This is a genomic window from Segatella copri (genome assembly GCF_026015465.1).
Classification (GTDB): Bacteria; Bacteroidota; Bacteroidia; order Bacteroidales; family Bacteroidaceae; genus Prevotella; species Prevotella copri_E.
The window spans coordinates 88,052-104,328 of sequence record NZ_JAPDUQ010000004.1; the positions used below are offsets into that span (position 1 = coordinate 88,052).

The following is a 16,277-nucleotide window of genomic DNA, read 5'->3' on the forward strand; positions in this document are numbered from 1 at the left end:
TAAGTGTTCATAATTTTTAATACTATTGAATTCTTCACTCTTCACTCTTCGTTCTTCACTTACTTTTTCGTTTGTTGATGATAATCAGCATCACCAGTACCAGTACGAAGATGATGGTACTCAGCGGACGAAGTTCTGGAGTTAGTCCTCCCTTTCTTGCATCGGCATAGATGAATGTGGAGAGGGTTTCCAGACCTTCGTTACCTATCGTGAAGATGGTGACGGCGAAGTCATCGATACTCATCGTGATGGCAAGCATGAAACCGGAAATCATACCCGGCAATATCTCTGGGATGATGACCTTGCGAAGTGCCTGCATCGGAGAGGCGCCTAGATCGAGTGCCGCCTCATAGAGGTTCGGATTCATCTGCTTCAGTCTTGGCATCACACTCAGAATAACGTATGGCAGACAGAAGGTAATATGCGAGAGTACCACGGTAGTATACCCCTGCGGAATGCCCAGCGTGATGAAGAGCAGGAAGAGCGAGATACCGATGATGATGTCGCCGTTGAGTATCGGAATGTTGTTGACAAACTGTATGGCATTACGTGCATAGCGGTTGCGCAGGTTGTAGATGCTGATGGCTGTCAGGGTTCCGAAGAGCGTGGATACGGTTGCGGTAATCAGGGCGATGGTTACGGTATTGACCAGTGCCGCTGTGAGCGAATGGTGTGTACCTTCGGCAAAGAGATTCTTGTAGAGCTGTAGCGAGAAACCCGTCCAGTTGCCCATCACCTTCGCTTCGGTAAACGAGAAGATGATGATGATGAAGATAGGGGAGTAGAGTAGCAGCAGGAGCAACCAGAGATAGCCTTGGCAGAATACTTTCTTCATCATATCCTTACTGAATAATGACTGCATCATCTGATACCTCCTTCCTGTTTACTGCCATCACCTGCGATGAGGGTAGAGGCACCGATGAGGAAGAGCATGATGAGCGAGAGGGCTGCACCGTAGTTCCACATCGAATTGTTGATGTTCTCCTGGATGGTGGTACCGAAGAGCTTGATGTTGTTCATCGTCAGCAGTTCGGAGATAGCGAAGGTAGAGATGGTTGGCATGAATACCATCAGGATGCCACTTGCTACGCCCGGCATGGAGAGGGGCAGGATGACCTTGAAGAACTGCTGCCAAGGTGATGCTCCCAGGTCTTCGGCTGCTTCGATATAGCTGCGGTCCATCTTCTGCAGGGTGTTGTATATAGGGTAAATCATGAATGGGATGAAGTTGTAGACCATACCGAACAGGAGGGCGCCCTCACCCAGCGGAAGGTCGGCAAAATCGAAGAGGGCCACGGTGGCAAGTGTGCGCACCAGGATGTTTACCCACATCGGCAGAATGAAGAGCATGACGATGGTGTTGGCATACTTCATCCTGGTTTGTGTCAGAATATAGGCGGCCGGATAGCCCAGCAGAATGCAGAGCAGGGTGTTGAGAATGGCGATGCCTATCGAATACACAAAGGTGTTGATGGCTTCGGGGTGTGCCAGGAACTTCTGGAAGTTGTAGAGCGTCAGGGCTCCGTTCTCATCGGTAAATGCGAACACTACGATGAGAAGCAATGGCAGTACCACAAATATCGCTGCAAAGATGGCGTAAGGTATCGACCAGCTTTGTCGCGAAGAGATAAACTTGATAATGTTCAATTTATAATTGATAATTAGGAATTAATAATTTTTATTCAAACGAAATATTCTCCTGAGGAATGGTGATGGCCACATGATCACCTAAATCCCATACATCCTGTGTATCTACATAGAGCTTCTCGCCCCAGTCGGTATCTATGGTGAGATGATAGTGGTCGCCCTTGTAGAGAATGAAGCTGATGTCGCCTGTAAAGGTTCCTTCGCTCTCGTTGTCGAAGAGTTCTATCTTGTTGAAAGGTACGTTCACCCGGATGGTTTCGTTTCCGTTTTCATCGGTCTGAATCTTGTCCTTTATTTCTTCCGGAATCTCCATCTGGTATTCGCAGCCCAGGAATTCTATCGTTCCGTCGCCGTTTACCTTTGCATCGAAGGTATTGGTGATGCGCTCCTTCTTCATGATGTGAATATTGTCGGGTATCACGCTCATTCCTATCGTCTGACCTACTTCGAAATGCTTGTAGTTCTGGATGAGAAATTCATTGCCCTTCTCGGTTTCTGCCAGCATCTCGTAGTGTACTCCCTTGAAGATAGAAGAGGTTATCTTGCCCACAAACTGGGCGTGGGTGGTATCGGTGGAAACTTCTATATCCTCAGGACGTATCACGACATCCACTTCCTGGTTGCAGCCGAAGCCCTTGTCTACACAAGGCAGTTCAGTACCTGCCACATTCACCAGACAGTCGTGGACCATCGTTCCGCAGAGAATATTGCTCTCGCCGATAAAGTCGGCTACGAAAGCATTGGCTGGTTCGTTGTAGATATCGGTAGGTGTACCTATCTGCTGTATCTCTCCCTCGCTCATCACCACGATGGTATTGCTCAGGGTGAGGGCTTCTTCCTGGTCGTGGGTAACGTATACGAAGGTAATGCCCAGGCGTTCGTGCATCTGCTTCAATTCCAGCTGCATGTCTTTACGCATCTTGAGGTCGAGTGCTGCAAGCGGTTCATCCAGGAGAAGAACTTCAGGTTCGTTGACAATGGCACGGGCGATGGCGATACGCTGCTGCTGACCGCCCGAAAGCGAGTTGACATCACGATATTCATAATCACTCATGTTTACCATCTTCAGGGCACGTTTTACCTTCGGCAAAATCTCTTCCTTCGGTGTGTGCTTGAGCTTCAAACCGAAGGCAATATTGTCGTAAACGTTGAGATGAGGGAACAGAGCGTATTTCTGGAATACCGTGTTCACATTTCGCTTGTAAGGAGGAAGGTTAGTAATATCGTTGCCGGCGATGGTGATGATGCCTTCGCTGGCGGTTTCAAACCCTGCCAAAAGTCTCAATAATGTCGTTTTTCCGCATCCCGAAGGACCCAGAATGGTCATAAATTCGCCCTTTCTCACATAGAGATTGATGTTGTTGAGGGCTGTTTTCTCGCCAAATCTTTTCGACACATTCTTAATATCTATGATATGCTGTGCTGTCTTGTTCATTTTTGTTGTAAATTTGCGTGCAAAGTTACTCATTTTTCGATAAATATTGAAAGAAACAAAGAAAAAGTTGTATCTTTGCAAACGTTTTGTAGTATCTGATATACAGAACTGAATAATTATTGAATAAATATACATACATGATTGTTACAATAGAATGGATGGAGGAGTGGTTCAGGCGTTTCGACCAGGAATATTTCGGGGGAAAACTGCCTGTTCCTGAACTCGGACTTACTCATGCCAAGACTCGGTTGGGGCAACTTGCCTATAAGCGGGCCTCCAGATGGGGGCGCACCAAACTCTACGATTTCAAACTCTCCATGTCTACTTATTATGATATGACCGACAAGCAGGCAAAGAGTGTCTTGCTCCACGAGATGATACATTACATCATTGGTTATACGGGACTGAAAGATACCTCGGCCCACGGTGTCGTATTCAAGGGGCTGATGGATAAGCTCAACAGCCAGTATGGCTGGGATATCAGAGTATCGACATCCACCAAGGGCTGGAAAGTAAGTGAAACTGTAAAAAGCAGGAAAGAGAAGAAGGGACCGCAAATTTATCTGATGCTTGCCATCGAGATGAATGATGGAAGACATTATCTCTCGAGAGTGAATCCGAGTTTTGCCCGTCGCATCGAAAATCAACTGAAGACGGTCAGGGAAGTGGTTTCTCATCAGTGGTATACTACGATGGAGAACTATTTCGAAGACTATCCGCAGGTGCGCAGCTTGAGAGGAAGGCGCATCTCGAAGGTCGATTTCGGAAAGTTGCTCAATGTGCTCACTCCCTTTCAGCTGTAATGCCAGATGAATGTATAAGAAAAAGAATAACCAAAACTCATTAAAGATATAAAATGAAAGAAACCTGGAAAATGATAGCCCTGCTGGCAATAGCCATTGGAGGACTGCTGGCTTATGCCTTTATTCCAGAGCAAGTGGCTGAAAACATTCCGCTGAAACAGATTGGAATGGATGCGCTCACCAGTAAAAGCGAGGCAGAGCTTGCTGAAGAGGAAAAGGCTGACAGCATGATAAAGGAACCCGTGGATACGGCGGCGCAGCGAGTACTGATTTTCGGCGACTCGATGTCGGAATATCTCGGTCTGCGACTGGCTGACTATGCCAACAAGAACGGTCATAAACTCACCTGTATTACCTGGGTGAGTTCGGGCACCAGAAACTGGGCTGCTACCGATACCCTGCAGCATTATATCCAACGTATTAAACCTACCCATGTCTTTGTATGTCTGGGCAGCAACGAACTGTATACGTCTGATATGAAGGGATGTGAAAAACGCATCCGTGCCATCCTGAGCAAGATTGGTAATATTCCGACGATATGGATCGGTCCGCCAAACTGGTGTGAGGATAATGGATATAACAAACTCCTCCGTGAGGTGATGGGACCACGAGGCTATTATCCTAGTTACAAACTTACCTTCGAACGCCAGAAAGACGGCCGGCATCCGACTATGGCTTCATCTGCCATGTGGATGGATAAGATTGTAGAGTGGATGAATAGCGGTCATTGTGTGCATCCGTTCCGTTTGGAAATGCCGGATAAGCGTGACCGCAGATACAGACAGATTACCATCTTGCCTCCTGGAACCAAACACAGGGCTGACAGTACGGCTGTGAAGAAGGATTCTCTTTCTAGGCCTGTTGAGGGAACTGTGCCTGAAACCACAGAAAGTCCTGCTGCAACCAAGGAACCTGCAACTGCAGGAAAAACGTCTCCGGCTGCTGCTGACAAGACGGTTCCAGCGGTAAAGCATGTAAACCATAAAGACTCCATATAAGAAAGAGTTCAATAAATAATATCTTCAGAAAAGACAAATGAATTATTCAACATTCGAAATAAGTGCCTTGTGGCATTGGATAGAGCGGCTGTTTGTTTATCAGGCAGATTCTCCGCTGATGATGGGCAGCATTCCGTTTGCGCTGCTCTTCATCTTCTTCCTTGCCATTTATACCCTGCTCAAGAGCTATTCGCGCACAGCCATGATGATGTATGTCATCTGCTTCAGCCTTTTCTTTGCCTATAAGGTGAACGGAATGGTGATGTGGATGCTGCCGCTTACGGCTTGCATCAATTATGCCGTAACCCAGGAAATGAGACTGCATGAGGGAAAGGCACGCAAGGCGCTGCTCACCTTTGTGGTGCTTGTAGACCTGGCTCTGCTGTGCTATTTCAAATATACCAATTTCATCATTGGCGATGTAGTCAACGAGATGTTCAGCACTAACTTCTCCCTGCAGTCTATCGCTCTGCCTGTAGGTATCTCGTTCTATACCTTCCAGGCTATCAGCTATGCGGTAGATACCTATAAGCGTAAGTTCGACATGGAGGTAACGCTCCTGGAATATTGCTTCTATCTCACCTTCTTTCCGCTGCTGATGGCGGGGCCTATCACCCGTGCCGCCAATCTGATACCCAGACTGAAACGAAACGAACAGGCTTCCAGTAGAATGCTGTGGACGGGACTCTTTCTCATCATGCTGGGACTGGTCAAGAAGAATATGCTGAGCGATTATATCGCACAGTTCAACAACTGGGTGTTTGATGCGCCGCAAACCTTCTCGGGTTTCGAGAATCTGGCAGCGCTCTTCGGCTACCCTGTCCAGATCTTCCTCGATTTCTCGGGATACAGCGATATGAGTATCGGTGTGGCAGCCATCCTGGGTTTCTATCTGCCCGACAACTTCTATTTCCCTTACCGCTCACTCTCGGTTACTGAGTTCTGGCGTCGCTGGCACATCTCGCTTTCCTTCTGGTTCCGCGATTATGTGTATATTCCGCTGGGTGGAAACCGGAAGGGAAAGGTGCGCATGTATTTCAACAACTTCCTCACCATGCTGGTGGCAGGTTTGTGGCATGGCTCTTCCTGGATGTTCGTCATCTGGGGTGCTCTTCATGGTTTCGGACTTGTGGTGCATAAGTTCTTCAGCCGTCAGTTGGGCATAAGCATTCCCCGTACGCTGGCAGGCAATTCCCTCAGCTGGCTCATCACCTATTTATATATATGCTTTGCGTGGTCTTTTTTCCGTGCCAAGGATTTGGGCGTGTTGAGAAAGATGTATGATAAGGTGGCAAATGATTTCAGTATCGATTATCTGGTGCCTTTCTTTCATGCCCGTCCTGCCTGGACGCTTTGCATCATCGGTGTCATGCTGAGCTATCTCTTTACCGAGCGCCAGTATCACCGTCTTCAGGCGCGGTTCATCCTTCTGCCTTGGGTGGCTAAACTGCTGCTCTTCATCATCTGTCTGCAGATGGTGGTGGAGGTTTCCCAGGAGAGTGTACAGCCGTTCATTTATTATCAGTTCTAGTTTCGATGGTTAATATTAATATATATATTTGAAGTAACAGACATAAACAGAAAAATTGTATGAAGAAACGATTATTTTTTTTGCTCCTGATGACGGCTGTCGTCGGTAGAGCACAGACATCGCTTGACTTGCTGCCAGCAGGCACCGAGGCTCCCGACTTCACGATTACTGACAGTAAGACGGGTAAGAAAATCTTCCAGCTTTCAGATAAGAAGACTCAGAAGGATAAAGACGGAAAGACGGTTCCGGGTGTCTGGACCGTGCTCGATTTCTGGGCTTCCTGGTGTCCTGACTGCAGAAGAGACATGCCGATGGTGAAGGCTATCTATGACAAATACAATACCAAGATCCAGGTAGTGGGTGTTTCTTTTGATACCGATGAGGCGAAGATGAAGAAATATCTGGGCGATAATCAGTATAGCTGGTTGCAATACTGTGAGTTTAAGAAATGGAAGGAAACAAAGATTTCCAAGGATTATCACATCTCATGGATTCCAACCTCTTATCTGATCAATCCGGAAGGTAAGGTTGCATTCTCTACCGTGAAGGCGGAGGAGATGATGAAGAAACTGGATTCGCTCGACCAGGCTGGAGCTTTGAAACCTGCTCAGGTACAGACTGCTCTCAAGAAGGTGTATAATGAAAGCATCGATCCGATGGCTCAGATTGATGAGGCTTTGGCTAAAGCCAAGAAGAATGGCAAGTTTGTTATCTGTCAGGTAGGTGGTAACTGGTGCCCATGGTGCTTGAAGTTTGCCGATTTTGTAGAGAAGAATGCTGCGGTCAACAAGATGGTGAATGATCATTTTGAATATATTCATGTAAACTACAATCGCAGAAAAACTGCCGGTGATGCGGCTGTGAAGAAGGCTGAGCAGCTGATGAAACGACTGAACAATCCTCAGCGTTTCGGATTCCCGGTCTTTGTGGTGCTCGATGAAACCGGAAAGGTTCTCCATATCCAGGATTCCAGTTTCCTGGAAGAGGGTAAGGGATATAACGAAGAAAAGGTGCTCAGATTCCTGAAGAGCTGGACACCTCAGGCTATTAAAGGATAAAGAAAGAGGGTGTGTCATTAACTTATGACACACCCTCTACCTGTTTCATATTGTAATTTTATGCATTACAAACCTCTTGCTTTCAGAAATCCGGAAGCATCTGGCTTCTCCATACCAGTAAAGTCGGTAAACATTTCCATCTGGTCCTTGGTGTTGCCACGGCTCAGAATCTTATCGCGGAATGCCTGACCAACGGCTGGATCTAAGGCACCATGCTTTGCAAAGTAGTCGGCGATGTTCGCAGCCTGCACCTCTGTCCAGAGATAGCTGTAATAGCCTGCAGCATAACCGCCGCCCCATACGTGGTTGAAGTATGATGTGCTGTAGCGAGGAGGAATCTGGGTGTTGAGCAAACCGATGTTGTGGAGCTCTTCCTTCTCGAAGGCACCTGCCATATAAGGTGAAGGCACCTCTTCTTCGCTAATCTTGTGCCAGGCAAGGTCAAGACAGGTTGCAGCCAGATTCTCGCCCAATGAATAGGCAGTCTGGAAGCTGATGCTCTTCAGCATGCGTTCTTTCAAATCGGCTGGCATCGCAGCACCGGTCTCGGTATGACGGGCGTAATGGTCGAATATCTCAGGAATAGAAGCAAACGATTCGTTAAACTGGGATGGCATCTCTACGAAATCGCGGGCAACGGCTGTTCCTGAAAGGGTATTGTACTTGCAGTTGGAAAGGATTCCGTGAAGCGCATGACCGAACTCATGGAACAGGGTAGTAACCTCATCCCATGTGATGAGAGATGGCTGACCCTCCGGTGCCTTGGCGTTGTTGCATACATTATATATGATAGGCAACTGGCCGCGCTGCTTGCTCTGTTTGGCAAAGGCGCTCATCCATGCACCGCCACGCTTGGTAGGACGGCGGAAGTAATCGCTGTAGAAGAGGGCGATTGGCTTGCCGTTCTTGTCGCTTACCTCGAATACCTTCATGTCAGGGTGATAGGTTGGGATATCCTTGCGCTGCTTGAAGTTCAGTCCGTATACACGATGGGCGGCATAGAACACACCGTTCACCTGTACGCTGTCGATGTTGAAGTATGGCTTAATCTCATCATCGGTAATGTTGAGCATCTCCTTCTTCATCTTCGCAGAATAATAGAATCGGTCGTATGGCTGCAGCTTGAAGTTCTTGCCTTCAGTCTTCTGGGCATACGCTTCTATCGCCTTGGTTTCAGCATCAGCCTTAGGAGCATATTCCTTGATGAGCTGCTTCAGGAAATCATCCACATTCTTGCTGTTCTTAGCCATCGTCTTTTCGAGCGAATAGTCGGCATAGTTGTCATATCCCATCAGCTTGCCCTTCTCGGCACGCAACTTGGCAATCTCGGTTACGATAGGGAAGGTGTTGAATTTTGGGTTTGTACCATCGGCACGGTGGATGCTTGCCATATACACCTTCTTGCGCAGTTCGCGGTTCTGGAGATTGGTGAGGATAGGCTGCTGGGTGGTGTTGATGATGACGATGCAGTAAGGCGCCTTGCCTCCGCGGCTCTCAGCATCTTTCTTGCATTGTGCAATGTCAGCATCGCTCAATCCGGCGAGCTCTTCCTTACTGTTCACCCAAACCACGGCGTTGTTGGTAGCGGCAGGAAGAAGGTTGCCCCATTCCTGCTGTAACTCAGAGATGCGGGAGTTAATCTGCTTCATGCGCTCCATCTTCTCGGCAGAAAGGAGGGCACCTGAACGTACAAAACTCTTATAGATAACCTCAGTAAGGCGCTTGTCTTCGCCCTTGAGTTTCTTATATTCATTATCGTAAACATACTTGATGCGCTCGAAGAGTTTCTTGTTGAACGAAATCTCATTGTCGAGTTCGGTCAGCAATGGGGTAGCCTTCTTTTCGGTTTCGGCGATGCCCGGAGTTTTGTGGGCACTGGTGAGACCGAAGAAGATGTTAGTCACCTTTTCGAGCAGCGCACCGCTCTCCTCATAGGCGAGGATGGTGTTCTGGAAGTTAGGCTTCTTCTTGTTGTTTACAATCTTCTGGATGTTGGCACGCTGCTCCCTGATAGCCGCTTCGATGGCTGGCAGGTAATCGCTCTCCTGAATCTTGCTGAAGTCAGGAGCACCGAATGGAAGACTGCTCTTTGTTAAAAGAGGATTCTGACGGTTACCGCCCGCAGCCTGTGCGAACGATGAGGCTGGCATCTGCAGGAGTGTTGCGGCCAAGCCCAGGGTAAGGAAAGTCTTGTTAAGTTTCATCATGTTTCTTTGTTTATTTGAAATTCGTTTGCAAAGATAGTGCCAGCGAGCGCAATGAAAGCTTGCTTTCAAATTGCCGAGTGCAGCTTATCTTCTGCAAAGATAATCATTTATTTCGGATTATCGCATTTTTATTCATATTTCTTATGGAAAATCAGCAGACAGATGGCTCCTGCCAATGCCATCGGCACACCGATAAGGGCAGGGAAGTTGTATCCTAATCCTATCGCAACAGGAATACCACCCAGGAAAGCTCCCATGGCGTTACCCAGATTGAAGGCGCCCTGAATGCAGCAGCCGCCCAGCATTTCGCCACCCTTGGCATGCTTCACGATGAGGAATTGCTCAGGCGATCCGATGCCGAAAAGACAGGCGCAGCAGATGAACATCAGCACCACAGATACCCAGCCGATAGGGGCGAGGAAGAAGGTGAGCAGAAGTGCAGCAGCCGCCAGAAACTGGAGATAACAGGTAAAGCGGCCGGGCTTGAAGCGGTCGGCAAGCAAGGCACTCACCTGATTGCCTACCACCATTCCACCGCCTGCAAGAATCATCAGCAGAGAGATGCTGGCAGCGCTGAATCCGCCTTCCATCTGAAGCAGGGGAGAGATGTAGCTGAACCAGCAGAGAATGCCGCCATTGCCCAGGAAGGTGGCGGCGATGATGAGCCACGGAGCCTTGCTGCGGAGGAAGTGGAACTGTGCCTTCATTCCCTTATTCGGCAACGCAGCCACATCAGGAACCCATCTGTGAATCATATACATCGTCATGATACCGAGCAATATGCAACTGACAAAAGGTACTCGCCAACTGAACGCATGACTCAGGAAGGTGCCGATAGGTACGCCCACCAGATTGGCTACCGGCATTCCTGCGCACATCATAGCCACCGCCTTGGTTCCCTTTCCCTCCTTTGCCATCTTCACTGCCACGATGGTAGCCGTTCCGAAGTAGGCACCATGAGGCAAACCCTGAATGAATCGGGCGCAGAGCAACAGCCAATAAGTAGGGGCTACGGATGCGATGATGGCTCCGATGGTGATGATGGAAGCCAGGAATATCAATATTTTCTTGGGACGATACTTGTGCATGAGTATCAGCGAGAAGGCTCCGGCGCATACGCCCAGTGCATAGATGGAGATGAGGTGGCCTGCCTCTGGAATGGATACGTTCATGTTGTGGGCAACATCGGTAATGATGCCCTCGATGATAAACTCTGTCATGCCCAGGGTGAATGTACCCAAAGCGAGTGCAAAAAGTCCTTTTTTCATTTGTTTTGTAATCTCTATATTATCCTAAAAGAAAGTTTCTCCCTTAATTTTATGTCTTTGTAAGACAATAGTTTCAGAAAATCGTGTGCAAAGTTACTCATATTCCCTTTATCCTGCAAGTTTTCTCGCTGGAATATAGTAAAGATTAACAGAAAGTGTGGGGTGATTTTTTTCCTCTGATTTATTGCCACTATTGCCACTCCAAATATAACTGTCTGATAGTTATTAATTTAAGCGTGGCAATAAGGGCTTTTCTTATTGCCACCTGTTGCCACCTATTGCCACTTTAGGGGTAAAAACGGGGATTTCCCAGCGAAAAACACGAGATTATTGATGAAAAGATATAAAAAAAAAGGGAAAATAATCAAAAAGAGATGAAAAAGTCTACTATTTCAGCATAAAATGATTGATAATATCTACTTTTCCAGTTTATAAAGTAAAAAAATGGCTACTGAAATCTGGAAAAGTCAGTTTGCTTTTATCAGGAAAAGTCAGCTGGTATCGGAAAAGTCAACGCAACGTTTTGCCCAGCTTTGCCCAACGCCTTGGGCATTGATGCCCAAGGTAGTCGGTTATTTGTGCCCATCGTATCGGTCATTCGTACCCATCGTATCGGTCGCGCGTACCCATGTTCAAGGTCATCCGTGCTCATGTTCGCGGGCACTATTTCAGTATGTGGTTTAACGATTTTAGTTGCCCACTTTTAGTTTTATTTGTAAGACGAGTTGATTCCGTTAAAACTTATTTATAATTCACGTTGACTTTCCTGAAACTTAGTCATATTTTTAGTTGACTACCTTAATAGATGGCCTGTGGTTTCATCTATTCTATATACATGTTCTCCATTCTCAAGCCTTTGCTGTTCTATATTGATGTGCCTCCGTCTGTTCTCGAAAGTGGATTGGGGTGTTGATAGATATGGGAAGGGGTGCTGGAAGAACCGGAATAAGTTGTTGGAAGATATAGGATAAGTTGTTGGAAGATATAGTATCTGTCGTTGGGGAATATACTATCGTGAACCGCACAACAGCTGTTGTGCGCTTGCATATCAGCTGCTGTGCGAATATCCATCAGCTGTTGTGCACTCGTCATCCACCTGTTGTGCGGTAAGTTTATATACAGAAATGCGTCTGCATTTTTTGTTTATGTAGCGAATCTTTTTATTTCGTTTTGCTTCCAAAGAACTTCATATCTCTCTGGGCAGTATGCATATTGTATTTTATCTGCAATTTCAGGAGAGAATCGGCAGGAATATCTAAAGCTGCTTCCTAATTTTAAAAAATGAGTTCCTTATGCAATATAGTTTTAGATAATCCGTTATATAGCAATCCGCAAAAACGAAAATGATGTTGATGTTTGGGAAAAGATGCAATCACGTCTTATCGTTAATAAGAACATGAGCCAGTCTTTATCTGAGAATAATCTTGGAAAAAAGAACTTCAATATGCTCATAGAACGTTTGAAATAACTGAAGAAAGGGTACGGGGTATCTTAGGCTACTTTTTAAAGTATTCTAAGTGTCAGAATGTTGTTTTCTGAAATCAGCAAACAGTCCGGCACGGGTGAGCTGGATGCGATTGCCGATTCTGTCGAACAGTCGCACCCCATATTCCTTCTCCAGCTTCTGTATGTGCTTGCTTTACATATCCTCCATCGACAATCCTTGGTATCCGATATCGAATTTCTTGAATTTTCCTGTAGCCTGGAAGAAATGCTCGGCTTTATCTTTTAAAATGCCGAGATTTATATCCTTAGCTTGGCGTTTTACCTCATAAAAAATAACCTTCTGCTCCAGTTCATCGGCAGCGATAATATCGATTTCATTCTCTCCCTTTCTGTCCCACCAGGAGGCTATCTGGGTATATTCTTCGCTCTCTATCATCTTGGCAATAAAATATCTTTCCAGAACCTTGCCGGTGTATGTGGTGTAGCTCTTATCCATGACCATTTTTAGTTTTTTATTGGCGCCAACCTCTATCATGTATCCATATTTGTAGATGTAGCGAAACCAGACGCGAAGGAAGTTGTCTTCTATCTGATAGCGAATGTTGCGATTGGTCTTTTGGAACATCGGTATATAACGGGAGATCAGGCTATAGTCGTTCTCCAGTTTGGTGAGATAGCCCGAAAGTTCTATTTTCATGATGCTTTCTATTTCACCTCGAGTTGTGTAGCCTGAAGCGATAAGTTGCAGTATCTCGAAATAGCGGGCATAGTCTTTGCCAAATTCTTCTATCAGCATATTTTTTCCTTCGTAGATGAAATAAGATTTTTTTGCAATAAACCGCTCTGTCATCTGTTCCTTGGTCGTGGCTCCTGCATCCATCATCATTTCTACATATTCTGCTACTCCGCCTGTATAACTGTAGAGAGCCAGTAGATCATCATTGGTATAGGCTGGATTATATGTGGAGAGAATTTCCTTAATGACAGAAGGGGGAAATGGAGTGACTTTTATTTCTCCAGTCTGCCTACCATAAAGAGGTTGCTTGTTATTTTTAAAGATGATGTTCATAAGTGAATAAACAGAACCACAGACCACAAGATTAATATGAGCTTCCTGTTTGTTAAGGTCCCATATCTTTTGCATATCTGAAAAGATAGATGGATTAACCCGCTTGAAATCCTGAAACTCATCAATGATGAGAGTGATAGGGCGAATCTTGGATAGTTGAAGCAGATATTTAAAGATGTCAGCAAAGCGTGTTACTTCACCGAGAATAGGAAGCTGAAGTTTGGTCATCATCTCTTCGATAAAATCTCTGCAGAGTTCTGCTTCTGATTTTCTTGCAACAAAGAAATACAGCATATCCTGAACATCCTCGTATGCTTTTATCAATAAGGATGTCTTACCGCTACGTCGGCGTCCGGTTACGATTGTAAAACGGGCCGTTTGCAAAGATAGATTTCTTATCTCTTGCAATTCTTTTATTTCGTTTTGTCTTCCAAAGAACTTCATATTTCTATAATTTTACAGTTTCTTTTTGATGTTATTTTTCGAAACCGCTGTTTCGGAAATGGCGGTTTCGAATGCAAAGGTAATAAAAATGTCTGAATATCAGCTTGTTTGTTTGCTAATTTAAGTTTTTTTTATTTGTTTGCGTGCTTCTTGTTTTTCCGAAATGGCGGTTTCGAAAGTAAAAATGATGGAGTTGTCAGAATTGAGGTCATATTCTTTTCTGGGCAGTATGCATATTGTATTTCATCTGCAATTTAATCTTCCCTCTTCATTTTTCTTCTCCCTATGTCAGTTTTTGTCGCCACCGGATTGTAATTTTGCAGCAGAATTGCAATAACTCTATATAATAAGGTATGAATGCAGAAAGAAGAGGGGTTAGGAGTCCCTGAAAATAAAATATAAGAGGAATCCATAAGATTTCTTGTTAAAAGTTTGGTGGTTCATCAGATTTTTACTAAATTTGCCATTGGATTAGTGACAGGGCAGGGTAAAGTCCTTGCTTGAAGTCGCTATGATGCAGAGAAACAAGATAATCTTGTGGACACGAGCAAACTATTCAGTTCTGTAGGTTGAAATCTGGTAAATTGAAACGTAGAAAGAATGAGAATTTGTTTGAGCGAGTCTACACCGTCATATGGTGTGGATTCCTCTTTCACATTTTCTTTTCTACGGGTTTTACCAGAGCCTAACTTGCAAGGAAGTGAAGAAAGTAGGGGTTCGCACCATCTTTTTTCACTTATGAACCATTATGAACTTGTTTAGTTCGCAGAATTTTCTTATCTTTGCAGAAGATTAGCTGCACCTCAGCATAACATTCAAGCAAGCTTGATGATTCTGCTTTCGGTTTGCATAATCTTTGCAGAAGATTAGCTGCACTCGGCAATTTGAAAGCAAGCTTTCATTGCGCTCGTTTGCATAATCTTTGCCCCTTGAAAGTAAACAACTAGCTGTTTCGGCAGAAAAGCAGGAGCAGTAATACATAATGAACTTAAAAACAGAATGCTTATGAGCAAGGTATTTCAAGTAAAGCCTAAGCGCCTTAAACGCTCTAACGGTACAGTCCTCACTCCCGATATGGTAGTGACAGTAACAACCATGCAGCACACCGCCACCCCTTTTTACAATGGAGCCAAGGAGGTGCAAGAAGCCTACATGCGCATCTATGCTTTCGACTATAAGAAAGCCTGCTGCAATCCGAATGATTTTGAATTTATAAAGTTGGACTAAAAATAATTATCATGGGAATTTTATTAGCAATGGTTAATGAAGCAATGTTACCTATATGGATAATTGCTATAATGTTTGGTGGACTTATTGCCCTTTTGATAGGATTAGCAAGTTCTCCTAATGAAAGAACGCGACGGATTGTTATCCTTGGTTCTTCTATGTCAGGTAAAACCACACTTTGGAATCAGTTGAAGAATCGTAAGATTGGTTATGATTATATTCCTACTCCCGGGCAAACAGTTATTGATAGTTTTAAGGTAAAATATAAAGATCATGAAGTTAGAGTACTTGCTACAAAAGATATTGGGGGAAGTGACGCTTGGGTAAAATATTATAATGAGTTAATAACAGAGGATGGTACGTTTATCTATTTCTTGGTAGACCTGACTAGACTACAAGATGCTAAGCAAGAGATACGTTCTCGTCTTCAATTAATCTCAAAGTGCATAAAAGATAAAAAACTTAATTATTGTGGCTTTAAAATAATCGCAACTCATTTTGATGAATATGAGAAAAACATGGAAAATCAAGGGTATTTAGTTGTGCGAGATGCTGCTATAAATGATGTTCTTAAAAGTTTAACAGACAAAAAGATTAAAAACTGTAATTTAAATATAGACATCAATCATATTATGGTTGCGAACTTGTTTGATAGTCTTTATATTGATGAAATAAAAAGAGAAATAACACAGGAGGGAACGTTATGAAAACAATTTTATGGTATCAGCCAGAAAAATTTGGTGAGCCTGATGTGATATGTCAGGATGGAGAAATCATATCAGGATTTCAAAGAGAGGAAGCAATTGATCTTCTGAAGGCTGCTTCTGATGATTGCATCAAGCATGATTTACCTTGGTGTGGTTATGTTCAACTTTCAAAAAACACATGTAAAGAGGTGTTCTTTGTGAAAGGGACTTTTAAAGGGGTCGATGAGTGTGGGCGAACTTTATCGTTTATGTTTCTATCTAGTAAATCTGACGACTATTTAGAAACCCTAAACAAAGAGTTACAAGTAGTTCATCAAGAATTGTCAGAAGGAACAATAAAGTGTATTAAGAAGAAAAAAAAAAGTTCATTTAATGAACGCTTAATCTTTTTATTGATCGTTTTACTTATAACTATAATAATAAGCATTTTTTTATAG

The 16,277-nt window shown here is 44.6% G+C and carries 14 protein-coding genes; 7 read left to right on the top strand and 7 right to left on the bottom strand.

The window, feature by feature from the left end:
* Positions 1 to 55: 55 nt before the first annotated feature.
* From ONT08_RS13695 to potA, 3 genes are read right to left on the bottom strand one after another with little or no spacing between them, the layout of a single operon-like run.
* Positions 56 to 838: an ABC transporter permease gene (locus ONT08_RS13695; RefSeq protein WP_117586248.1), complete on the bottom strand. Its 783-nt coding sequence runs from the start codon at positions 836 to 838 to the stop codon at positions 56 to 58.
* Positions 839 to 861: 23 nt separating this feature from the next.
* Complete coding sequence (locus ONT08_RS13700; protein ID WP_153073323.1) at positions 862 to 1,647, bottom strand: ABC transporter permease; 786 nt, start codon at positions 1,645 to 1,647, stop codon at positions 862 to 864.
* 31 nt (positions 1,648 to 1,678) lie between these two features.
* Positions 1,679 to 3,082 (bottom strand): polyamine ABC transporter ATP-binding protein, encoded by a 1,404-nt coding sequence (gene potA / locus ONT08_RS13705; RefSeq protein WP_264960206.1) that lies wholly within the window; start codon positions 3,080 to 3,082, stop codon positions 1,679 to 1,681.
* A 137-nt stretch (positions 3,083 to 3,219) separates the two neighbouring features.
* Between potA and ONT08_RS13710 the strand changes: the two genes are divergently transcribed.
* The 4 genes from ONT08_RS13710 to ONT08_RS13725 are packed head-to-tail and all read left to right on the top strand — an operon-like array spanning position 3,220 to position 7,472.
* Positions 3,220 to 3,885, top strand: a complete 666-nt coding sequence (locus ONT08_RS13710) for a SprT-like domain-containing protein (protein ID WP_264960207.1) — start codon at positions 3,220 to 3,222, stop codon at positions 3,883 to 3,885.
* A 53-nt stretch (positions 3,886 to 3,938) separates the two neighbouring features.
* On the top strand, positions 3,939 to 4,883 hold the full coding sequence (locus ONT08_RS13715; RefSeq protein ID WP_264960208.1) for a hypothetical protein: 945 nt from the start codon (positions 3,939 to 3,941) through the stop codon (positions 4,881 to 4,883).
* Positions 4,884 to 4,920: 37 nt separating this feature from the next.
* Positions 4,921 to 6,414, top strand: coding sequence for an MBOAT family O-acyltransferase (locus ONT08_RS13720; protein ID WP_264960209.1), 1,494 nt, complete (start codon positions 4,921 to 4,923; stop codon positions 6,412 to 6,414).
* A gap of 59 nt (positions 6,415 to 6,473) precedes the next feature.
* Complete coding sequence (locus tag ONT08_RS13725) at positions 6,474 to 7,472, top strand: thioredoxin-like domain-containing protein (protein WP_264960210.1); 999 nt, start codon at positions 6,474 to 6,476, stop codon at positions 7,470 to 7,472.
* Between the two features lie 65 nt (positions 7,473 to 7,537).
* Here ONT08_RS13725 and ONT08_RS13730 read toward each other — a convergent pair whose 3' ends face one another.
* From ONT08_RS13730 to ONT08_RS13745, 4 genes are all read right to left on the bottom strand, one after another.
* Entirely contained in the window at positions 7,538 to 9,679 is a 2,142-nt protein-coding gene (locus tag ONT08_RS13730) for a M3 family metallopeptidase (protein ID WP_437183606.1), read from the bottom strand.
* Positions 9,680 to 9,807: 128 nt separating this feature from the next.
* Complete coding sequence (locus ONT08_RS13735) at positions 9,808 to 10,947, bottom strand: MFS transporter (protein ID WP_264960211.1); 1,140 nt, start codon at positions 10,945 to 10,947, stop codon at positions 9,808 to 9,810.
* A 1,513-nt stretch (positions 10,948 to 12,460) separates the two neighbouring features.
* A complete protein-coding gene (locus tag ONT08_RS13740; RefSeq protein ID WP_259326458.1) occupies positions 12,461 to 12,577 on the bottom strand; it encodes a LysR family transcriptional regulator in 117 nt (38 codons plus the stop codon).
* Between the two features lie 9 nt (positions 12,578 to 12,586).
* The gene (locus ONT08_RS13745) at positions 12,587 to 13,906 is read right to left on the bottom strand and encodes an ATP-binding protein (RefSeq protein WP_264960212.1); all 1,320 of its coding nucleotides are present in this window, start codon (positions 13,904 to 13,906) and stop codon (positions 12,587 to 12,589) included.
* A gap of 1,005 nt (positions 13,907 to 14,911) precedes the next feature.
* Between ONT08_RS13745 and ONT08_RS13750 the strand changes: the two genes are divergently transcribed.
* From ONT08_RS13750 to ONT08_RS13760, 3 genes are read left to right on the top strand one after another with little or no spacing between them, the layout of a single operon-like run.
* Positions 14,912 to 15,133 carry a DUF6140 family protein gene (locus tag ONT08_RS13750; RefSeq protein ID WP_094446865.1) on the top strand — a complete coding sequence of 74 codons (222 nt, stop codon included), beginning with the start codon at positions 14,912 to 14,914 and terminating at the stop codon, positions 15,131 to 15,133.
* An 11-nt stretch (positions 15,134 to 15,144) separates the two neighbouring features.
* The gene (locus tag ONT08_RS13755) at positions 15,145 to 15,840 is read left to right on the top strand and encodes an ADP-ribosylation factor-like protein (protein ID WP_264960213.1); all 696 of its coding nucleotides are present in this window, start codon (positions 15,145 to 15,147) and stop codon (positions 15,838 to 15,840) included.
* Entirely contained in the window at positions 15,837 to 16,277 is a 441-nt protein-coding gene (locus ONT08_RS13760; RefSeq protein WP_264960214.1) for a hypothetical protein, read from the top strand. Before ONT08_RS13755 ends, ONT08_RS13760 begins: the two co-directional genes overlap by 4 nt.